The 20045-nt window shown below is 72.1% G+C and carries 16 protein-coding genes and 1 pseudogene; 6 read left to right on the forward strand and 11 right to left on the reverse strand.

What is annotated here, in order from left to right; genetic code table 11:
- The 4 genes and pseudogenes from AB0I68_RS07450 to AB0I68_RS07465 form a co-directional block, all read right to left on the reverse strand.
- Positions 1-961, reverse strand: a pseudogene (locus tag AB0I68_RS07450) (hypothetical protein); the annotation flags it as partial.
- A 50-nt stretch (positions 962-1011) separates the two neighbouring features.
- Positions 1012-1548 (reverse strand): cupin domain-containing protein, encoded by a 537-nt coding sequence (locus AB0I68_RS07455; RefSeq protein WP_363176260.1) that lies wholly within the window; start codon positions 1546-1548, stop codon positions 1012-1014.
- Positions 1545-2762 carry a cytochrome P450 gene (locus AB0I68_RS07460; protein WP_363176261.1) on the reverse strand — a complete coding sequence of 406 codons (1218 nt, stop codon included), beginning with the start codon at positions 2760-2762 and terminating at the stop codon, positions 1545-1547. The genes AB0I68_RS07455 and AB0I68_RS07460 overlap by 4 nt, the downstream gene beginning before the upstream one ends.
- 16 nt (positions 2763-2778) lie before the next feature.
- Positions 2779-3840 (reverse strand): type III polyketide synthase, encoded by a 1062-nt coding sequence (locus AB0I68_RS07465; protein WP_363176262.1) that lies wholly within the window; start codon positions 3838-3840, stop codon positions 2779-2781.
- Positions 3841-4044: 204 nt separating this feature from the next.
- Here AB0I68_RS07465 and AB0I68_RS07470 point away from each other — a divergent pair, with 204 nt between their 5' ends.
- Together AB0I68_RS07470 and AB0I68_RS07475 are read left to right on the forward strand one after the other, a co-directional pair.
- Complete coding sequence (locus AB0I68_RS07470) at positions 4045-5289, forward strand: cytochrome P450 (RefSeq protein ID WP_363176263.1); 1245 nt, start codon at positions 4045-4047, stop codon at positions 5287-5289.
- Positions 5286-5507: an acyl-CoA carboxylase epsilon subunit gene (locus tag AB0I68_RS07475; protein ID WP_363176264.1), complete on the forward strand. Its 222-nt coding sequence runs from the start codon at positions 5286-5288 to the stop codon at positions 5505-5507. The genes AB0I68_RS07470 and AB0I68_RS07475 overlap by 4 nt, the downstream gene beginning before the upstream one ends.
- Before the next feature lie 144 nt (positions 5508-5651).
- Here AB0I68_RS07475 and AB0I68_RS07480 read toward each other — a convergent pair whose 3' ends face one another.
- Positions 5652-7442: a VanW family protein gene (locus AB0I68_RS07480; protein WP_363176265.1), complete on the reverse strand. Its 1791-nt coding sequence runs from the start codon at positions 7440-7442 to the stop codon at positions 5652-5654.
- A 243-nt stretch (positions 7443-7685) separates the two neighbouring features.
- Here AB0I68_RS07480 and AB0I68_RS07485 point away from each other — a divergent pair, with 243 nt between their 5' ends.
- Positions 7686-8432: a hypothetical protein gene (locus AB0I68_RS07485; RefSeq protein ID WP_363176266.1), complete on the forward strand. Its 747-nt coding sequence runs from the start codon at positions 7686-7688 to the stop codon at positions 8430-8432.
- A gap of 42 nt (positions 8433-8474) precedes the next feature.
- A complete protein-coding gene (locus tag AB0I68_RS07490) occupies positions 8475-9410 on the forward strand; it encodes an ADP-ribosylglycohydrolase family protein (RefSeq protein ID WP_363176267.1) in 936 nt (311 codons plus the stop codon).
- Positions 9411-9420: 10 nt separating this feature from the next.
- On the opposite strand, the gene AB0I68_RS07495 is transcribed toward AB0I68_RS07490, so the two are convergent.
- From AB0I68_RS07495 to AB0I68_RS07510, 4 genes are all read right to left on the reverse strand, one after another.
- The gene (locus AB0I68_RS07495) at positions 9421-12249 is read right to left on the reverse strand and encodes an NHLP bacteriocin export ABC transporter permease/ATPase subunit (RefSeq protein WP_363176434.1); all 2829 of its coding nucleotides are present in this window, start codon (positions 12247-12249) and stop codon (positions 9421-9423) included.
- A 94-nt stretch (positions 12250-12343) separates the two neighbouring features.
- Positions 12344-14602, reverse strand: coding sequence for an NHLP family bacteriocin export ABC transporter peptidase/permease/ATPase subunit (locus tag AB0I68_RS07500; protein WP_363176269.1), 2259 nt, complete (start codon positions 14600-14602; stop codon positions 12344-12346).
- Positions 14599-15405, reverse strand: coding sequence for an HlyD family efflux transporter periplasmic adaptor subunit (locus AB0I68_RS07505; RefSeq protein ID WP_363176271.1), 807 nt, complete (start codon positions 15403-15405; stop codon positions 14599-14601). Before AB0I68_RS07505 ends, AB0I68_RS07500 begins: the two co-directional genes overlap by 4 nt.
- Positions 15406-15493: 88 nt before the next feature.
- Entirely contained in the window at positions 15494-15712 is a 219-nt protein-coding gene (locus AB0I68_RS07510; protein WP_363176272.1) for a hypothetical protein, read from the reverse strand.
- Positions 15713-16141: 429 nt separating this feature from the next.
- On the opposite strand from AB0I68_RS07510, the gene AB0I68_RS07515 reads away from it, so the two are divergent.
- Positions 16142-16417, forward strand: coding sequence for an acylphosphatase (locus AB0I68_RS07515; protein WP_363176273.1), 276 nt, complete (start codon positions 16142-16144; stop codon positions 16415-16417).
- 109 nt (positions 16418-16526) lie between these two features.
- Here AB0I68_RS07515 and AB0I68_RS07520 read toward each other — a convergent pair whose 3' ends face one another.
- On the reverse strand, positions 16527-17414 hold the full coding sequence (locus AB0I68_RS07520; protein ID WP_363176274.1) for an SDR family NAD(P)-dependent oxidoreductase: 888 nt from the start codon (positions 17412-17414) through the stop codon (positions 16527-16529).
- Between the two features lie 71 nt (positions 17415-17485).
- Here AB0I68_RS07520 and AB0I68_RS07525 point away from each other — a divergent pair, with 71 nt between their 5' ends.
- Positions 17486-18409 carry a LysR family transcriptional regulator gene (locus AB0I68_RS07525; protein ID WP_363176275.1) on the forward strand — a complete coding sequence of 308 codons (924 nt, stop codon included), beginning with the start codon at positions 17486-17488 and terminating at the stop codon, positions 18407-18409.
- A gap of 258 nt (positions 18410-18667) precedes the next feature.
- On the opposite strand, the gene AB0I68_RS07530 is transcribed toward AB0I68_RS07525, so the two are convergent.
- Positions 18668-20038 (reverse strand): hypothetical protein, encoded by a 1371-nt coding sequence (locus tag AB0I68_RS07530; RefSeq protein ID WP_363176276.1) that lies wholly within the window; start codon positions 20036-20038, stop codon positions 18668-18670.
- Between the last annotated feature and the right edge of the window lie 7 nt (positions 20039-20045).

Raw genomic sequence — 20045 nt, forward strand, 5'->3', positions numbered from 1 at the left:
TGGCCGGAGCCGCCGCAGAGACCGGCTTGGCCGGAGCCGCCGCAGAGACCGGCTTGGCCGGAGCCGCCGCAGAGACCGGCTTGGCCGGAGCCGCCGCAGAGACCGGCTTGGCCGGAGCCGCCGGAGAGACCGGCTTGGCGGGGGCCGCCGGGGCCGCTTCGGTGGACAGGCAGTTCGCCAGCGAGCTGCGGACCCGGTCGCCGGTCGAGAAGTGCTTCACCTTGCAGGAGTTCGTCCCGATCCCGCCGTCGACCTGGCCGTAGCCCGGTCCGATGGTCAGGACGCTGTCGTTCAGGCCGCGGACCGTGTCGTCGCCGGGACCGCCCAGGACGATGCCGGCGGACTCCGCGCCGACCGACTTGGGCTCGATGACGTCGTTCTCGCTGCCGCCGAGGACCCGGCCGCCGAGGTCGACGTTGCCCGTGCGGATCAGGTCGTTGCCGTCGTTGCCGAAGACCTGTCCGCCGCCGCGCTGGTACGCGCCGGGATCTCCCATCACGCTGCCGGTGGTGATCGTGTCGTTGCCGTGGTCGCCGTAGACGGAGGCTCCGTGCTCCGCGGTGCCCACGACGAGGGCGGTGATGATGGTGTCGTTGCCCAGACCGCCGCGCACCGACGAGTTGCCGTTGCGCGGGGCGAGGTTGTTGACCTGGAGCGTGTCGTCGCCCTCGCCGCCGAGCACCTGGGAGTCGATGAGCATGCCCTTGACGCGAATGTTGTCGTTGCCGCCGCCGCCGTAGATGATCGCGTTCTCGACGTCGTTCTCGCACAGGATCGTGTCGTCGGCCGAAGTGCCTCGCACCTCCTGTCCGGGCGGGGCCTCGACACCGTTGACGTAGCACCAGTGGGACGGCAGGGGTTCGGCGGCCCGGGCCGGGCCCGCGGCGAGCGAGGCGGCGACGGCGACCGTGCCGGCCAGGGTGTACGAGGCGGTGCGTAGGGTGCGGCGAGTACGCAGCATCGATTTTTCTCCCGAGTGGGGTGGGTGGGGATGTCGTGCGAAGGTGGTCGTCAGGACAGCTCGTGGCGCAGCGGCGTGAGCTGTTCGATGTCGTAGCGCATCCGCAGTTCGCGGATCGCTGCGGGATCCGGGGTGGCGCTCGCGTCGAGCAGCTCGAGGAGCTCCTCGAAGTACCGCTCGTGATCGGGCGGTGGTGAGGCCTGGAAGAACATCCGGGCCGGTTCGCCGGTGGGGTTCGCGAAGGCGTGCGGACAGCCGGGCGGAACCACGATGACGGTTCCGGGCGTGGCACGGACGACCTGACGTCCGTCGAGCGCCTCCCAGTGTCGCCAATCGTCCCCGGAACGCACGCGCGGCTCGAAGGCCATGACGTCGAGTTCACCCTCGAGGACGTAGAACAGCTCCTCACTACGGGTGTGCAGGTGTGCCCCGACGTCGAAACCGGGCGGTACGACGACCTCGAAACTCGAGGCCACCGAGGAGTGCTCCCCGGTGACCTTGAACGTGACCTGCTGGGCGTCGGTGTGCAGCTTGCGGCCGTGGCCCGGTGGCACGAGCAGCCCGTCGCGGGCGATGTGCGCCGTCATGACCAGGTCACGGGCAGACCTTCGGGCCCGCGGATGAGGGCCCCGGGCCGCCAGCGCAGTTCGTTCGGGGGGACGCTGAAGCGCAGGCCCGTGAAGCGGTCGAGCAGCGCGTCCACGAGCAGTTCGGATTCGAGGCGGGCCAGCATGTTACCGGGGCAGAAGTGGGGTCCGTACCCGAAGGAGACGTGCGGATTGGGGCTGCGGTCCAGGTGCAGTTCGTGGGGGTCGGGGAAGACGTCCGGGTCGCGGTTGGCCGCGAGGTAAGAAACATAGATCGCTTCGCCCGCCCGGATGAGCTGGCCGGCCACGGTGACGTCCTCGAGGGCGATCCGGGAGAGCCCGACCGCATTGCGGTGCGGGATGTAGCGCAGCAGCTCGTTGAGTGCCGAGGGCCGCAGGCCGGGCTCGCTCCTCATCCGTTCCATCAGGTCCGGCCTGGTGAGCAGGATGTAGACCATGTTGCCCACGTTGTTGGTGACGGCCTCGCCCCCGATCTGGATGAGCAGGGCGATTCCGGTCGCCTCCTCGGCGGTGACCTCGCCGGCCTCGACGGCCTTGACGAGGAGCCCGATGACGCTGTCACCGCCCGCCACTTCCCCGTCGCGCATGCGTCCGCCGAGGTAGGCGCACATCTCGTTCTTCGCCTGCTCGCTGCGTTCGGCGCCCTGCGCCGAGGAGAGGATCAGGGTGGTCCATTCGTGGACCATGGGCCGGTCGGCCTCCGGGACGCCCATCAGCTCGCACACGACGGCGAGCGGGAAGGGCGCGAGCAGGCGCTCGGTCAGGTCCACGGGCGGTCCGTCCCGCAGGATCCCGTCGACGAGGACGTCGAGCATCTGCCTGGCCCGCGTGCGCAGGCCCTCCACCCCGCTCGTGGTGAAGGCCGCGGCGACGGTGCGCCGCAGCCGGGTGTGGTCGGGCGGGTCCTCGAAACCGACTGCGCCCGGCGCCGGGATGAAGTGGGGGGCCAGGCGGGTGACATCGTGTTCCACGACCAGCTTGCGGCTGAACCGGGGATCGTTGGCCACCATGCGCACGTCTTCGAACCGGCAGACGAGCCAGGCCCACCCGCTTCCGTTCGGCATGCGGATCCGGGTGATCGGACCCGCCTGCATCAGTTCGGCGAGGACGGGGTCGAAGTCGACCCCGTCCAGGGCCGGGGTGGGCCAGTGCGTGATGGGTGGCCTTGCGGTTGCGGGGCCGTCCTTCAGCATTCTTCGGATTCCTCCCTCACCCGGTCCCTCGGTCAGAGGTCCAGCTGCCCAGTGAGATCTCTGCGGTGATGCCCGGGCCGAAACCGGCCAGCAGCCCCCGCGCGGCGTCAGCGGTGCCGTTTTCGTCGAAGAGTCGGCGCAGTGCGTCCAGGACGACGGCGCTGGCGATGTTGCCGTACTCGGTCAGTGTGGCCCTACTGAAGCGGAATGCTTCGGGTGCCACACCGAGGTACTTGCTGAGGTCATCCAGGATGCGGGGCCCACCGGCGTGGATGATGTAGAAATCCAGCGCGGCGGCGTCCCACCCATGGGCCTTGGCCAGCTCCTTGAGGGACGGGGCGAGCGGTTCCATGGTTCCGGGCACCCGCCGGTCGAGCTTGAAGTGGAACCCGGTGGACTTGACGTCGTACATGATCCAGTCCTCCGTCTGGGGGATGATGTACGAGCTGTTGCGGTGCAGTTCCATGCCGGTGCCGCCCTTGCCGCGCACGACGGCGGCGCCCACGCCGTCGCCGAACAGGCCGTTGGAGAGCAGGTTGCCGACCTCCAGGTCACTGGGCTGGTAGCAGAGCGAGCAGAACTCGCAGGACACGATCAGTGCGTTCGCCTCGGGGTAGGCGGTGCAGAAGTCGTGAGCCCGGTTGACCGCCGCCCCGCCCGCCGCGCAGCCCAGCTGGGCGATGGGGAGCTGTTTGGTGTCCGTCCGGAAGCCCATCGCGTTGATCATCCATGCGGTCAGCGAGGGCATCATGAAGCCCGTGCACGACACGTAGATGATCATGTCGATGTCCTTCGCACGCAGCTGGGCGTCCTCCAGCGCCTGCCGCACCACCGCCGGGACCCGCCCCTTGGCCTCGATCTCGTACACGGCGTTGCGCGATTCGAAACCGGGGTGCTTGAGGGTCTCCTCGATGGGGCGCACGATGTGCCGCTTCGCGACGCCGGTGTTCCGGATCAGACGCAGCGCCAGGTCGAGCTGCGGATGGTCCGCGTGCACGGACCGGCACAGATCCAGGGTCTGCTCCATCGTGATCACGTGCTCGGGCACGCACACCGTTGGCCTGCACAGAGTCGCCATGGGTGGCTCTCCTTTCGTGTCTGACACAGCCTCACGGACCTTCGGCCGATGCGCGCGCGGGACTACGGCGTTGGTGACATGAGCCAATCCGGTGACGCTGCGCCGTGAAGGCAGCGGAGCCTGTGACGAGAGGGAAGGGATGGCTGTGCCGATTTCCCGCGGAATCGCGCCTTGGGGGGTGACATCCACGCAGGGAGATGAACCATGACGTCAGACCCGCACACGGCCCTCAAGCCGGAGACGGACCCGGCCACGGGCGAACCGGTGCACTGCTGGAACCTGGACGACTTCGAGGCGCTCGACTTCGACCCGTTCCTGCACGACCGCCTGCGGGACAAACGGGCCGCCCGGATCCAGCTGCCGTACGGCCAGGGCAGCGCCTGGCTCATGTCGCGCTACGCCGACGTGAAGGCGGCCACCACCGACCCGCGTTTCAGCAGGCAGGAACTGGTCGGCCGTACGATCACCGCCTCCTCCCCGCACGCGATCGCCTCGCAGCAGGCGTCCATGAACTACGCCGATCCGCCCCGCCTCAACGACATGCGCCGCGTGGTCGCACGGGCCTTCACGGGCAAGAGCATGCAGAAGCTGCGGCCGACCGTGCAGCGGACCGCCGACAGCCTCCTCGACGCCATGGAGCGGCACGGATCGCCGGCGGACCTGGTCGAGCACCTGCACGGCCCGTTCCCGCTCGCGGCCGTCGCCGACCTGCTGGGGATGCCGCAGGACATGCGCAAGGACATGACCTCCTGGGCGAACGTGATCATGACGCCCGGTCCGGCCCCCGACAAGAGCACCGACGCCCTGAAGACGGTGCGCGAGTGCGTGGTCGCGCTGCTCGCCATGCGCCGGGAGAAGCAGAGCGACGACCTGGCCGGAGTCCTCGCCGGGGCCGCCGACGCCGGTGAGATCACCGAGCCGGAGGCCGTCTCCATCGCCACCGCGATCCTGGTGAGCGGTGCGCACGCCGTCCGCAACAACAGCGCGAACATGGTCTTCGCCCTGCTCACCCATCCGGAGCACCTCGAACGGCTGCGCGGGGAGCCGGAACTGATCCCCCAGGCCGTCGACGAGCTGCTGCGCTTCATCCCGCACCGCAGCGGCGTGGGCCTCCCTCGGATCGCCACGCGGGACGTGGACATCGCCGGCGTCACGGTCAAGGCCGGCGAGACGGTGTACTCCTCGTACCTGGCGGCCAACCGCGACCCCGAGGTCTTCCCGGACCCCGACACGCTGGACTTCGACCGCGGCCCCATCGCCCACATGGCCTTCGGCAACGGACCCCACCACTGCGTCGGCTCGATGCTGGCGCGGATGGAGTCCGAGATCATCGTCACCACGCTGCTCGACCGCTACCCGCGCCTCGCCCTGGCCGTGCCGCGCGAGCAGCTCGAATGGCAGTCCGGGGCGCTGATCCGCGGGCCCAAGAGCCTGCCGGTGTCCTGGTGATACGCCGGCACCGGATCAGAGTGGTCCGGGGCAGCCCGGACCACATAGAACTGGCGGCCCTCACGGCCGCCCTGCTCATCCTGGCCCGTACGGCCGATGCGCCCCGCGCGCCCCACTCCACCCGCCGCCGCCGTGCCCACTGGGACCGCAACCTCCCGTCGGTGGGGCACCATCCCGCGCACTCGTGGCGCGCCCGTCCGGCCTCCCCCTTCATCTAGCGGGGCCGCGTGCCGGCGGGCCGGCCGAGGGCTCGGCGCCGCGCGCTCGTGGAGAAGCCGAGCCGCCGTCGCACGGGGTGCCCGTCCGCCCCCGGCACCTGTTCGTGCCGGGGGCGGACGTGAGGCGGCCGTCGGCGGGAGGCGTCAGGCGTGGCCGGGCTTCGGCGCGGCCGACGCGGCCGGGGGCGCCGAGGCGGCCGGGCTCGCCGGGGTCTGCGGATCGCAGGTGACCTCGTCGCGCGGGGTGTAGTGCGTACGGTAGGTCTCCCGCTTGGCCTCCTGCCCGCCCTGGACGAAGACCCGGTCGACGGCGACGTCGAACCCCTCCAGCGGGGTCTGGACCTCGCAGGTCGGACCGGAGCCCGTGCGCTTGACCGGCGGGGTGACGTTCGTGCGCGGGCCCTGGGTCGCGCGTATCTCGTCGTACTTCTTCGTGCCGAGGAGGCTGATGGTCACCGAGGTGTCGGTGGACTCGGCCTGCACGTAGATCGCGTGGCCGGAGTCGTTCTTCCAGCGCAGGTCGAGGGTGCCCCAGGCGACCGTGGCCTCGCGGCCCTCGGGGTAGCGCTCGATGTAGAAGGAGTGGGCCCCGTGCTCCAGCGGATGGACGCCCGCGAAGAACATGGCGTTGTACATGGTCGTCGCGACCGCCGAGACACCTCCGCCGGGCGACTTCACGAACCGGCCGTCGTTGATCATGATGCCGTCGACGAACCCGTTCTCCTTGGTCCGCTCGCCGACCGTCTTGTTGAAGCTCCACGTCTCGCCCGGCAGCACGACGGAGCCGTTGATCTTCTCCACGGCCCGCCCGATGTTGGTGGTGCGGTACGGCGCGGCCGGGAATTTGACGGTGAACGAGGAGACCTTCTCCTTGATGCCGAGGCGCTGCGCGTTCTCGGCGGTCAGGCGCGGGGCAACCGTCTTCACGGCGAGCTCCCCGGTACGGGCGGCGGCGCCCGAGCGCGTCAGCAGCGGGACGACGGCGTCGGCGAGGGCCTTCTCGGTGACCTGTGCCCCGGAGCGCCCGTCCTGGACGACGACGGCCCGGCCGGCGGAGTCGACGTTGAAGGTGGCGCCTCGGGAGGGGCGGGTGGCCGCGGCCATCTGCCGGGCGACCGCGGGGTCGGCCAGCAGTGCCTTGGAGTCGAGCTCCGGCACCAGCCGGCCGTGGGCGTCGGGCTCGACGGCCAGGTGCCTGCCGAGCACGGCGGGGGTGAGGGTGACGGGGTTTCCGGCCACGGTGAGCGTGACCGGGCCGGACATCGCGGGCTCGGCGAACTCCTTCAGCGCCCGTCCGGTCTCCTGCTGCCCCACGGCGGGCGGCTTCTGGTCCACGGGGAGCGCGACCGGCCCGCCCTGCGGGCGCAGGTACGCGGCGCGGACGATGTCCGCCGCCCGGTCGGCGTGCACGGCGAGACCGGTGACGGGGGCGGTGGCCCGGGCCGTGCCGCCCTCGAAGGTGATCTCGCCGTCACGGGCCTCTCGTCCGGCGGCGGCGAGGCGGCCGACCTCGGCCGGGCTCGTCGGGCCGTCCGTACGGATCACGGGCTCGACCTCCCGCTCCTCGGCCGGGGCGAGCAGCCGCCCGATCACGGTGACGGGGTCCGACCCGGCCTGCGCGGCCCGGTCGGCGGTGGCGGCGGTGTCCAGGGACAGCCCGAAGGCCGCCGGGGCGGTCTTCTCGGACCGGTCGCCTATCCGCAGCTCGATCGGGGCGGCCGCGGCCGGGCCGAGTGCGCGGTCGAGGGCGGTCTTGGCCTCCGCACGGCTCATGCCGCCGATGTCGACACCCCGTACGTGGGTGCCGTCGGCGATGGCGTCGCCCGCCACGGCGAGACCGGTGAGGTAGAGGCCGCCGAAGCCGAGGACGGCGGCCCCGCCCGCGAGGGGCAGGGCCGTCCGCCGGTTGATCGTGAGGCGGTGTACGCGTCGCATGTCTCTCGTCTCTCCCGGTGCCGTGGGCGCTGGTACGTCGGTGTGGACCGGGAACCAGCATTCACCAATTCGGACGAACCGGGTCAAAAATGTGCCTGTTCTCACGAGGGGACAGGTCGGCGTGCCACCGGGACCAAGCCGATCGAAGTAAGGCCACTTGGCTTGGATTGGCCCTGTCCGGCCGTCCGGGTGATGCCACACCGTGAGGTCTGTCGGTCTTTGGCTCCCCGAAAGGCTCCACCGGTGCCCCTCGCCCCCGCCCGCCCCCCGCGGCGACTCACCCGTCGGCTCCTGCAGCTCTACGTCGGGCTCACGCTGTACGGTGCGAGCTCGGCGTTCCTTGTCCGCGCGGGTCTGGGGCTGGACCCGTGGGACGTCTTCCACCAAGGGCTCGCCGAGCGCACCGGGTGGAGCATCGGCACGGTCTCCGTGGCCGTCGGGGCGCTGGTCCTGCTCCTGTGGGTGCCCCTGCGGCAGCGGCCCGGGCTGGGCACCGTCTCCAATGTGTTCGCGGTCGGCCTGTCCATGGACGCCACGCTCGCGGTGATGCCGGATGTGCACGGCACGCTCTCGCAGGCCACCGTGCTGACGGCGGGCATCGTCCTCAACGGTGTCGCGACCGGCCTCTACATCGCCGCCCGCTTCGGGCCGGGCCCCCGGGACGGCCTCATGACCGGGCTGCACCGGCGGACCGGGCGGTCGCTGCGGCTGGTGCGCACCGGGATCGAGCTCACGGTCCTCGCGGCCGGCGTCCTGCTGGGCGGCACGGCAGGTGTCGGCACCGTGGCGTACGCGCTGGCCATCGGGCCGCTCTCGCAGGTCTTCCTGCGCGTGTTCGCCCTGCCCGGGGAGGACGGCTCCCCGGCCGGCGGTCGGGCCGGCGGCCGGGCTGAGGGGCAGGCAGGCAGTCGGGCCGAGGGCCAGGCAGGCAGTCGGGCCGGGGCGCAGTCCCCGGATGCCCGGGCCCCGCGCGTCCACTCCGGGCCGTAATTCCGGGTGCGTGGGGGCAAATCGCGCTGACAGCATGCAGCCATGAGCCCGACGCCTCCTCTCACCCACCCCGCTGCCGCTCGCGATTCCCTGGAAGGCCTGGCCCTCGGTGACGCGTTCGGGGAGCGCTGGTTCCCGCGCACCCGCCCCGGCCAGGAGGTGCTCCGGGCGATCCGGGCGCGCCGGACGCCGCAGGAGCCTGAGTGGCCCTGGACGGACGACACGGCCATGGCGCTGGCGCTCCACCGGGTCCTGATGCTCCACGGCGCCGTGCACCGGGACCAGCTGGCGGAGGCGTTCGCCGCGACCTACCTCGCAGACGCCTACCGCGGCTACGGGTACGGCATGCACGAGCTGCTGCCCGGGCTTGCCCGGGAGCCGTCGAGTTGGCGCACGCGCACGCGGACCCTCTTCGGCGGCGAGGGAAGCCTGGGCAACGGGGCGGCGATGCGGGTGGCGCCCTTGGGGGCCTGGTTCTGCGAGGACCTGGACGAGGCGGCGGAACAGGCCGCGTTCTCCGCCGAGGTCACGCACGCCCATCCGGAGGGGATCGCGGGAGCCGTGGCCGTGGCCCTGGCCGCCGCGCTGGCCGCCCGCAGCCGCAGCCGGCCCGCGCCGGACGGCCCGGCGCTGCTGCGGGAGGTGGCCGACCGGACACCAGCCGGGCCGATCCGCGAGGGCCTGCACCGGGCCGCCGCACTACCTGCGGACACCGGGCCGCGGCAGGCCGCCGGCGTCCTGGGCAACGGCCGGCAGATCCGGGCGAGCGACACGGTCCCCTTCGCCCTGTGGTCCGCCGCCCGGCACCTGGACAGCCTCGCCGACGCCCTGTGGACCACCGCGGAAGGCCTCGGCGATGTGGACACCACCTGCGCGATCACCGGCGGCATGGTCGCGGCCCGCACCGGCCTGACCGGCATCCCGGAGAGCTGGCTCACCCGCCGCGAGCCTCTGCCGGACTGGTTCACGCAGGCCTGACCGGCCGGCCTCACCCGACCTGACGGCGGACCAGCTCGTGGAACAGGCCCTCCGTATCGGCGAGCAGTGCGGCGGGCGGCCCCTGCTGGGCGACCCGCCCTTCCGACATGACGATCACCCGGTCGGCGTCCATGACGGTGGACAGCCGGTGGGCGATCACGATGCGGGTGGCGCGCAGGGCGCGGGTGGAGTCGGTGACCACGCGCTGGGCTTCGTTGTCCAGCGCGCTGGTCGCCTCGTCCAGGAAGAGGATGCGCGGTTTGCCGATCAGGGCCTGGGCGATCATCAGCCGCTGGCGCTGGCCGCCCGAGACCGTGCCGCCGCCGTCGGACAGCATGGTGTGCATGCCCATGGGCATGGCCTTGATGTCCTCGGCGAGGCCCGCCAGAACGGCGGCCTCCCCCGCCTCCTCGAGGGTGTACGTCCCGGAACCGCGGATGCAGTCGAGGATCGAGCCGGAGAACGGCTGCGCGTTCTGCAGGACGACACCGCACTGGCGGCGCACGGCCGCCTGGTCGAGTGCGGCCAGGTCCTGGCCGTCGTACAGCACGCTGCCGGAGGCGGGCCGGTCGAAACCGATGAGCAGGCGGAGCAGTGTCGACTTGCCGCAGCCGCTGGCCCCGACGACCGCGACGAACTCACCGGGCCGCACCTGGAAGGACACGTCGTCCAGTACGAGCGGGCCGTCGTCGGCGTACCGGTACGAGAGGTTCTTCACCTCGATGGCGCCGCCGAGCTCACCGGGCCGGATGCTGGAGCCACGTACCTCGGGGGTCGCCTCGAGCAGCGGCTTGACCTGCTCGAACATCGGCTGCACGGCGGCAGCCGAGATGAGGGCGCCGGTCAGCTGGGTGGCCGAGGACAGCATCATCGTCACCGCGGTGCTGAACGTGAGGAACTCACTGGCGGACATGCTGCCCCGGGCCGGTCCGGCCAGCAGCATGAACATCACGAGCGTGCACAGAGGCAGATAGACCGCGTTGAGGACCGTGACGACGTTCTTGATCCGGCCGATGCGCTGTTGCAGCTCGCGGGTACGGGCGAACTCCCGCGCCCAGGCGGCGTACGCGAAGCTCTCGGCCGCGGCCACCCGCAGCTTGGGCAGCCCGCGCAGGGTCTGGAACGCCTGGTTGTCGAGCTTGTTGCCGATCCTGATCAGCTGCCGCTGGTAGCGGAGCTGCCACAGCCCCAGGCCCAGGAAGACCACGGCGATGCCCAGGAGCATGGCGACCGCGGCCAGCGCCAGCGGCACGCTGTACACGAGCAGCAGCACGAGGTTCATCGTGCCGACGGTGCCAGCCTGCAGGGACACCGAGGCGATGCCGGACAGGACCGTGCGGATGGAGCTGATCCCCATGGCCGCGCCGGCCAGTTCTCCGGTGGAGCGGCCGGCGAAGAACGTCACGGGCAGCCGGAGCAGCCGGTCCCACACCGCCGGCTGCAAGGTGGCCTCGATGCGGCCCTCCATGCGCAGGATGGAGACGTTCTGCAGCAGCATGAAGGCAGCCGAGACCACGCTGGTCGCGATGAGCGCCAGAGCGGTCTGCACGATGAGGCCGTCCTCGGCCTGCGGCACGTACGCGCCGAGCACCCGGCCGGTGGCCACGGGGACGATCGCGCCCAGGCCGACCGCGCCCAGCCCGCCCACGACGAGGCTGCGCAGGTCCTTGCCGCTTCCGCGCACGCTGAAGCGCAGCAGCTGCAGCAGGCCCGGCTTCCGGTCGGGCAGCGGGCGGTAGAACATGACGGCGTGCGGCTCGAAGGCGTCCGCGTTGCCCCTGCCCAGGCGCTCCCGTGCGCCGGTGGCGGGGTCGACGGCCTCGTATCCGCCGCGCCGCCACAGCAGCGCGACGGGTGTCCCGTCGTCCGCGCGCCGGCCCACCAGGGGTCCGGTGTGCTCCCGCCACCAGCGCCCGCCGAGCCTGACGGCGCGGGTGCGGATCCGCGAGGCGAGCGCGATGCCTTCGACGGGGTCGGTCCGCCCGGCGGCGCCCGTCGGCTCGGTCAGGGCGATTCCGGCCTCGCCTGCCACCAGGCGGCACACGGCGAAGGTCGTGTCGTCGCCCGCGTCGCGGCGGGAGCCCCGGGAGCGGCCGATGGAGGCGAGCAGTGCGCGGTCCGCCTGGGTACGGGCGGCCTCGCCGGCCTCGATGCCGGCCGCGGTGCGGTCCTCGTGGGCGCGCTCGTCCTGCTCGATCCAGCGGTCCAGGGCGTCCAGCAGCCGGTACTGCTGGTCCACCATGCCCTGCCACACGGCCCCGTCGACGAGGAGCGTGCCGGCCGTGCCGTACCCCTGGTAGGGGTCGTACGGCTCGTACACGGCGCCGTACTGCACGCTCCCCGGGGGGATCTGCATCCACAGGATGTCCTCGTCGGCCCCGCCGCGGCCGGCGGTGGCCCGGCCCTCGAGCGGCGCCTGGTACAGCACGCGCAGACCGCGGCCGATGCCGCGGGCGAAGGCGTCCTCGAGGGGACTGGGCGCCGCGTCGGCGAACCCGCTGCGCCACGGATCGGCGTGCCACCCCCAGGCCCCGTCCGCGGGGACCCCCGGGGCTCCGTGCTCGGGGCGGTACAGCTCGCGAAGCTCGATGCGGCGCAGTACGCAGCCCTGCAGCGGGCGCCCGGTCAGAGTGTGGGCGGGGCCCTCGGCCGGGCCCAGGAGCAGCGTGCCCGACTCCAGCCGGCCCAGGAAGTGCCAGTGGCCCGCCTGTGCGGCATCGACGGCGAACAGGTCCAGCTCGCCTTCCACGACGAGCCACAGCACGAGCGGACCCTCGAGGGACAGGCTGCGCAGGCCCGTGCAGTCGACCGCCGAGCCGAGGCCGCCGAGGGCCGCCACGACCGGATCGGGCGCGAAGTGGGACTGGTGGGCCTGTGTCTGGTGGGACTGGTGGGTCTGGTGGGTCTGGTGGGTCTGGTGGGGGGATGTCACTTCAGTGCTCCTTCACCAGGTCGGCGTACGCGCCCTGCGCGGCGATCAGGTGCTCGTGTCGTCCGCGCTCCACTACCGTGCCCCGGTCGAGCACGACGATCTCGTCGCTGTCGCGGACGGTGCTCAGTCGGTGGGCGATCACCACGCAGGCGCAGCCGCGGCGCCGCAGGTTGTCGATGACGATCTGCTCGGTCGCCGCGTCCAGGGCGCTGGTCACTTCGTCCAGGATCATGACGCTGGGGCGGCGCACCAGAGCGCGCGCGATCTCCAGTCGCTGGCGCTGGCCGCCGGAGAAGTTGCGGCCGTCCTGCTCGACGCGGCTGTGGATGCCTCCGGCGCGGCGCGCGACCACGTCGTACACGGCGGCGTCCTGGAGGGCGCTGATGACGGCCTCGTCGGGGATGGAGGGGTCCCACAGGGCGACGTTGTCGCGGACGGTGCCCTCGAAGAGGAAGACGTCCTGGTCCACGAAGGAGACGGAGGCGGCCAGCGCCCCGCGCGGGATGTCCTCCAGCCGCATCCCGTCGATGCGGATGGCGCCCGCCCAGGGGGTGTAGAGGCCGGATATCAGCCGGGAGACGGTGGATTTGCCGCTGCCGGAGCCGCCGACGAGCGCGACCTGCTGCCCGGGGCCGACCGCGAGTGAGACGTTCTTCAGCAGAGGTGCGTCCAGCGGGCTGTAGCCGAAGGTGATGCCGTCCAGCTCCAGGTGGCCCTTGAGGCGGCGGGTGCCGGCGGGCGGCTCGCGGCGCGAGTAGAGCGGGTCGACGGGGAAGTTCTCGACGTCCTTGAGGCGGGCGACGTCGGCGGCGAAGTCCTGGATCCGTCCGGCCACGCCCCCCAGGCGGGTGATCGGCGCGGTGAAGCTGGTCACCAGGGCCTGGAAGGCGACGAGCAGGCCGACCGAGAGGTGCCCCTCCACCGCCCGCACACCGCCGATCATCAGGATCAGCGCGCTGTTGAGCGCGGCCAGCGTCGGCGCGACGACGGCCAGCCACGTGCTGGGGACGCCGAGCCGCTGCTGCACGTCGAGGGTGACCGCGTGCTGGCCGGCCCAGCGGCGGAAGAAGCCGTTCTCACCGCCGGTGGCCTTCATCGTCTCGATGAGCTGGAGGCCGCTGTACGAGGTGTTGGTGAGCCGGGCGCTCTCGGCGCGCAGCTTCCGGGTGCCGGTGGCCCGCACCCGCATGACGATCCGCATGGCCACGACGTTGAGCAGCGCGATGAGCACCCCGACGGCGGTGAGCTGCGGGTCGTACGTCCACAGCAGCACCGCGTAGAGCACGACCACCACGGCGTCGACTCCGGCGGCGGCCAGGTCCCGGGCGAGGGTCTCGGCGACCGCGTCGTTGGACTGCAGGCGCTGGACCAGGTCGGCCGGGTTGCGCTGGCTGAAGAAGGCGACGGGAAGTCGGAGCAGATGCCGCAGGAAGCGGGCGCTGCCGAGCGTCGAGGAGATGATGCGGCCGCGCAGCAGATTGGCCTGTTGCAGCCAGGTGAGCACGGCCGTGAGCACCAGGGCCGCCGCCATCGAGGCGAAGAGCACGCCCAGCAGGGACGTCTGGTCGCCGATGAGGAACATGTCGATGTACGTGCGGCTCAGCGCGGGCACCGTCGCGCCGACGGCCACCAGCAGGAGGCTGGAGACCAGGGCGGCGAGCATGGTGCCCGACGTGCCGCGCAGGCGGGCCGGCACGGCGCTCATGACGCCTTGCCTGCGGCCGGTGCGGCGGAAGCCCGGGCCGGGCTCGAAGACGAGCGCGATCCCGGTGAAGCCGGTGTCGAACTCGTCCATGGGGACGAACCGCCGGCCCTTGCCGGGGTCGTTGATGTACGCACCCCGTCGGCCGACGCGGCGGGCCATGCCCTCGTAGACGACGTAGTGGTTGAACTCCCAGAAGAGGATGGCCGGCGGGTTCACCCCGGCGAGCGCGGCCAGGTCCATCTGCATGCCCTTGGCCGTCAGCCCGTAACCGCGGGCGGCCTTGAGGAGGTTCCCGGCGCGGGAGCCGTCCCGGGACACCCCGCAGGCGATGCGCAGCTCTTCGAGGGGCACGAAGCGGCCGAAGTGGCCGAGCACCATGGCCAGTGCGGCGGCGCCGCACTCCACCGCCTCCATCTGCAGCACGGTGGGCGTGCGTACGGTACGGGGCGTGCGGCCCTTGGGGACGGCCGGGCGGCGGCGCCGGCGCCCGGCGGGCGGGATGCGGGGGGCCGGGGGCCGGGACCGGTTCGGAGAGGTGTGCTGCGGCACGGTCACGGGAGCAGCCAATCGACGGGGCGCTGTGCGGCGAGGTGGACGGCTCCGGTGACCGGTGTCGTGGAGTCGACGGGGTACGGGGGCCCGCCCGCGGAGGACCACCGGTAGCCGGACTTGGTCGCGGAGGAGCGTTCGAGCTGCACGAGCACCGCGACGGGATCGCCCTGGCGGGTGAACTGGGCGGCGAGGCGGGCGTCGCCGAGGAAGCCGGTGATCTGGGCCGCGGTCTGGGGAGCACGGCCGACTTCCTTGACGCGACCGCGCAGCACGCCGAACTGCTGCTGGGGGACGGACTGGACGTTCAGGTCGACGGAAGCGCCCACGCGGATCTCCGCGCCGCTCCCGCCGGGCACGTAGAGCACGGCCACCAGCGGGTCGTCCGTGTTCTTCACGCGTTCCACGGTCGCCACGTCCGCGCCCGTCGTGACGACCGAGCCCGTCTTGGCGAGCAGGGTCGTCACCCGCCCCCCGGCCACCACGCGCACGGTCCGGTCGCCCTGATCCGTGGCGACCTGGAGCAGGGGCGCGCCCGGGGACAGCAGCTGGCCCTCTTTGGCGAGCAAGGTGGTGACCTGTCCGGCGAAGGGGCTCTGGAGCAGATAACTGCCTTCGGCCCGCGTGAGGATGCCGGGTGCGCCCAGTTTGGAGGATACGGATCCGGTGAATGCCCAGAAACCCGCGGCCGCCATGACGACGACGGTGACGGCGAGAACGAGCCGGCCCTGCGGCCGCGCGAAACGTACGGGCAGATCGAGTTCTTCGGGCGATTGCAGCTTGGAGAGCGCCTTTTGACGGAACTGCACGAACTATCCTTCGCCTGCATTCATTGCACGGGCACCCGTGAACCCCGGAACGTATGCGTCCCGGGGTTCACGCGCACTGATATCCGGCTCAGAGGCCGAGGACACCGGCACGAACGCCGACGATTCCCTCGACCTGGCCGGGCAGGGCCTGCACGCCCTGGACCGTCTGCAGCGAGGTCACCGTGTTCACCACGTGGAACACGTCACCGGCCACGCCGCCCAAAAGGCCACCGGAAATGCTGACACCGCCGGAAACCGCGTCCAGTTCGTCGTCGGCGATCTCACGGGTCTCGATGTCGTTACGCATGATGTGCGCACCCTTCAGTTGTCTGATTGTTTCTCAAATGCCGTGGGCAGCCTGCGACAAGGCGGTCCGACCACTTCCGAATGCTTCGGTGGGCAGATGTAAGCACGCGAACGGGTCACGCGGCCAACCGTGTTGACGCCCTCTCTCATGCAAGGTGACCGTTCACACGGCGGGCTTTCCGATTGATTCGACGGATCACCACGCGTTCTCCACAAGATCGAGTAACACATACGGCCGGCCCGCGACTCCCATTCCCCAAATCAACCCAAACCGCCACCATTCACAGGGGCCGCCACCGCCTCACCGGGGAGAGATGTAACGGGAGGCACACCCTCCACTTTCACCGGGTGAAGATTTCCGGGAGCGGCATTCCGTGACGGGCCGATCACGGTCCGTGCCGATCGGCGCCCACCCGGCTAGGGTCGGCCCATGGAACGGGTTCGCAGCCGGGTGATCGTCCACGGCATGGTGCAGGGCGTCTTCTTCCGTGACACCTGCCGCCGCACCGCACTCGACCACGGCGCGGCCGGCTGGGTGCGGAACCTGCCGGACGGAACCGTCGAGGCGGTGTTCGAGGGAGACGCAATCACAGTCGCACGGATGGTCGCCTGGACCCGCCACGGCCCGAGCGGAGCATCCGTCACCCGCGTCGAGCTCCACGAGGAGCAACCGGAAGACCTCCAGGACTTCGAGATCCGCGCCTGACCGCCTGCTCGCAGCGCTGCTGGGAACGCGCTCCGGCAAGGACTTCCCGTTAGGGGTGTCCGGCGGATCAGGGCCCGGCCGTGATCCGCCGGACACCCCCAAGGCCCGGTCAGGGCTTGAGCATGCGGTCCTGCTCCACTGGGGGTGTGCCGCCGTGCCAGTCCAGGGCCTTGCCGAAGCGGATCAGCTCGCCGTACAGGGCGGGGTCGACATGCTCCGCGAAGACGAGGTCGAGCACCGCGCGGGCCGCGTCGCCGGGCGACTGGGCCTGGCTGTAGTCGCTGAACCAGGGCCGGGAGGTCGCGGTGTCGACCATTCCGGGGCATACGGCGGCGATCAGGGTGTCGGCGGCGAGGTCGTGTTCGCGGCGTGTGGCGGCGACCGCGCGCACGGCGGCGACCTGGGCCACCTTCGACGGCACGTTCAGCCAGCGCGGCCAGCCGGCCTCGGCGGCGGTGTTGTGGTGGATCGCGGTGCGCCAGGACTCGACGGCGTACTCGACCTGGTCCAGGCTCGCGCCGTCGAAGAGGTGGTGGAGTCCGGGGTCGAGGTGGCCGAGGGTGCCCAGGCTGCTGGCCACCACGAGCAGCCGGCCGCCGGGGCGCAGAACGGGGCCGAAGGAGCGCATGAGCGCGTGGGTGGCGGTGTTGGACACGTCGATGAACTCGTCGGCCCGTTCGGCCTGCGACTCCTGGGGCAGCAGGCGGGCGACGGCGTTGGAGATGACGACGTCGACGCCGCCGTGACGGGCTGCCAGTTCGTCGGCGAGCCGGGCGATGGCTTGTGTGTCGGTGACATCGAGGACCCGGCCCCGGACCTGGGCCCGGGTGCCGGGCAGCTGTGCCACCTCGTGGGCGGCAGCGGTGACGCGCCGGTCACTGCGCCCGGTGAGCAGGACCAGGTCGTTCGCTGCCATGCGGGCTGCGAGGCCCTCGACGAGGGCCCGCCCCAGGCCCTGGTTGGCGCCGGTGACGAGGGCGATGCGGGAGGTGTTCATGACGGCAACGGTAGAAATCCGTCGTGCATGAGTCCAACGAAACTTGCGCACAGCTGGTATGCGTAAACGTCATGGACTTCAGGGATGTGTCGCTGACCGCGCTGCGGGTCTTGCGCGCGGTGGCCGAGCAGGGGACCTTCACCGCGGCCGCGGCGTCGCTGGGGTACACGCAGTCGGCGGTGTCCCGGCAGATCGCCTCGATCGAGCGGATCGCGGGCTCGGAGCTGCTGGAGCGGCGGCGCGACGGCGTACGGCTGACCGCGGCCGGACGGGTCGTCGTGCGCCGGGCGACGCTCGTGCTCGACGAGATCGACGCGACCGCCCGCGAGCTGTCCGGCCTGCCCGCACCCGGCGGAACCGTACGCCTCGGCTGGCTCCCCAGCGCCGGTACGACCCTGGTGCCGCGCGCCCTCGCCGCGCTGCGGCGCAGCGATCCGCACGTGCACGTCATCAGCCGCGAAGGCACCACCCCGGCGCTGGTACGGGCCCTGCGGGCGGGCAGCATCGATCTGGCCCTGCTGGCGTCGGCGCCTCCGTTTCGCGCACCGGACGACGAATCGCCCCCACTGGCCCTGCAGACGCTCACGGAGCGCGCCCTGTGCCTGGCCGTGCCGGCGGCGCATCCGCTGGCCCGCGGGGACTTCGTCGACGTGGCGGACCTGCGCGGACAGCAGTGGATCGCCGGTCCGCCGTCCGGGCCGGACCGGCTGATGGGGGTGTGGCCGGGCCTGGACGAACGCCCCGAGATCGTGCACACGGCCCGTGACTGGCTGGCGAAACTGCATCTCGTGGCCGCCGGCTGCGGGCTGACCACGGTGCCCGCGGCGCTGGCGGCCGCGGCGCCGCCCGGTGTGCGCATCCTGGCGGTGCACGGGGGACCGCAGGAACAGCGGCGCCTGCTCCTGGCCCGGCTCCCCCAGCCGCCGGCCGAAGCCGTGGTGCGCCTTGCGGCTGCCCTGCGGGGCGCGGCCCTCGGCACCGCCCCGGAACCGTGACGCCCGGCTGCTGCCGGTCCGCTTCAGGTGGTGAAGGCGCGATGGTCGGTCCCGCAAGTCGCCGGTCGCAGAAGGCCTCTCGAAACCCGCGTCCTGTACGAGGCACCGGACCGCCACCGGTCAAGCTCCGAGCCCGGTTTTCGGGCCGGCCGCCGCCAGGGGTGCTTCGGGGCAGTCTGCCTTCGGGGACGACATACCGCTGCTCCTCGCCCTCGCAAGCGCTGCCGCCATGCCCCGTTTGCCGTGGGGGGCCCGGTCTCAGTCGGCCGCGGAGCCCGGATCGTCGAGTTCGTGCAGCCCCGCCGGGTCCTCGTCGGTCAGCACCTCCCCGGTCGCGGTGACGAAGCGCTGGGCGTGGCCCCGGTGGACGCACAGAAGTTGGTCGCGGGTGCCGGTCCGGCCCCGGTGCACAGCCAGCGCCGGACCGTACTTGCTGCTGAGCCCCGATATCTCGGTGTCCGTGCTCCACCCGGCGCCGTCGAAGGCGGACCACCATAGCTGCTGGCGCGCGGGGTCGCGGTGGACGCACATCAGCTTGTCGTCGAAGACGGCGAGGCCGATGTTGCTCCGGGTGCGGTGCCCGGGCAGCGCGCCTTCGGAGGTCCAGGTGGTGCCGCGCAGCCGGGACCAGTGGATCGCCCCGTCCTTGGGGTTGCCGTGCAGCAGGTGCAGGGCCCCGTCGTACACGGCGAGCGCCGGGGACCTCGTGGTGACGCAGCCGGGGACGGGTTCGGGGATGGTCCAGCTGCGGCCGTCCCGGCTGGTGGTGACCATGATGCGCTGGGCGGCGTCGGCGTAGGCGAGGTGGAGGGCGTCGCGGAAGACGGCCAGCGCCGGGCCGTAGACGCTCTCGGCGTGCGGGATCGGCAGGTCCGGGCTCCAGGTGCCACCGTCGTACGAGGTCAGCGCCATGCTCCAGTCGCCCGAGCCGCCGCGGTGCGCGCAGTACAGCCGGTCCTGGAACACGGCCAGGGCCGGGCTGCCCAGGGTGTGGTGGGCGGGGAACGGCTGGTCCTCGGACCAGCTGCCGTCCGCGCGGTGCGCGGTCCACCACAACTCGGGGTCATCTCCGCTGCCCTGGTAGATGCAGTACAGGTCATCGCGGAAGACGGCCAGGGCGGGAGCCTCGCAGACGTAGCGGGCCGTGAGCGGCACGTCGGCCCCCCAGCCTGCGCCCGGCTCGAAAACACTGAACCAGAGGCCGGTCTCGCGCGGCGGTGCGTCGAGGGCCACGGGCGCGAGGAGGGTGGGGACGGCCCACGGCGAGAGCAGGTCGCAGCCGGCGCCCCGGGCCGTCTCCCGGATCCGTTCGGCTCGTCCGGTCAGCCCCGCGGCGGCGGCTTCGGCGACGGCCGAGGGCAGGGATCCGGCGAGCACCTCCTCCACCAGGCCGGAGATGCCGCTGACGGGCCCGGAGCCGTCGGAGGGCGCGAGGCGGTCGACGGCCCGCTGGTCGAGGCGGAGGGCGAAGCCCCACCCCAGGAGACGAACCGATATGGTCGCCCCCGCCACGGCGAGTTCCCCGCCCGCCCGTTCCGCACGCTCCACGGCCTTGGCCGACGGGGCGTCCGCGCCGAACTCCGGTGTCGTGCCGCTCTCCCGCCGGGGGGCGGCGCCTTCGATCGTCATACTGTCT

The organism is Streptomyces sp. NPDC050448 (assembly GCF_040655295.1).
Lineage (GTDB): Bacteria > Actinomycetota > Actinomycetes > Streptomycetales > Streptomycetaceae > Streptomyces.

Excerpts from the sequence above, each read along its gene's own strand:
- AB0I68_RS07455 (WP_363176260.1), bottom strand. The coding sequence starts at position 1,548 with ATGACGGCGCACATCGCCCGCGACGGGCTGCTCGTGCCACCGGGCCAC.
- AB0I68_RS07460 (WP_363176261.1), bottom strand. The coding sequence starts at position 2,762 with ATGCTGAAGGACGGCCCCGCAACCGCAAGGCCACCCATCACGCACTGG.
- AB0I68_RS07465 (WP_363176262.1), bottom strand. The coding sequence starts at position 3,840 with ATGGCGACTCTGTGCAGGCCAACGGTGTGCGTGCCCGAGCACGTGATC.
- AB0I68_RS07470 (WP_363176263.1), top strand. The coding sequence starts at position 4,045 with ATGACGTCAGACCCGCACACGGCCCTCAAGCCGGAGACGGACCCGGCC.
- AB0I68_RS07480 (WP_363176265.1), bottom strand. The coding sequence starts at position 7,442 with ATGCGACGCGTACACCGCCTCACGATCAACCGGCGGACGGCCCTGCCC.
- AB0I68_RS07490 (WP_363176267.1), top strand. The coding sequence starts at position 8,475 with ATGAGCCCGACGCCTCCTCTCACCCACCCCGCTGCCGCTCGCGATTCC.
- AB0I68_RS07510 (WP_363176272.1), bottom strand. The coding sequence starts at position 15,712 with ATGCGTAACGACATCGAGACCCGTGAGATCGCCGACGACGAACTGGAC.
- AB0I68_RS07515 (WP_363176273.1), top strand. The coding sequence starts at position 16,142 with ATGGAACGGGTTCGCAGCCGGGTGATCGTCCACGGCATGGTGCAGGGC.
- AB0I68_RS07520 (WP_363176274.1), bottom strand. The coding sequence starts at position 17,414 with ATGAACACCTCCCGCATCGCCCTCGTCACCGGCGCCAACCAGGGCCTG.
- AB0I68_RS07525 (WP_363176275.1), top strand. The coding sequence starts at position 17,486 with ATGGACTTCAGGGATGTGTCGCTGACCGCGCTGCGGGTCTTGCGCGCG.
- AB0I68_RS07530 (WP_363176276.1), bottom strand. The coding sequence starts at position 20,038 with ATGACGATCGAAGGCGCCGCCCCCCGGCGGGAGAGCGGCACGACACCG.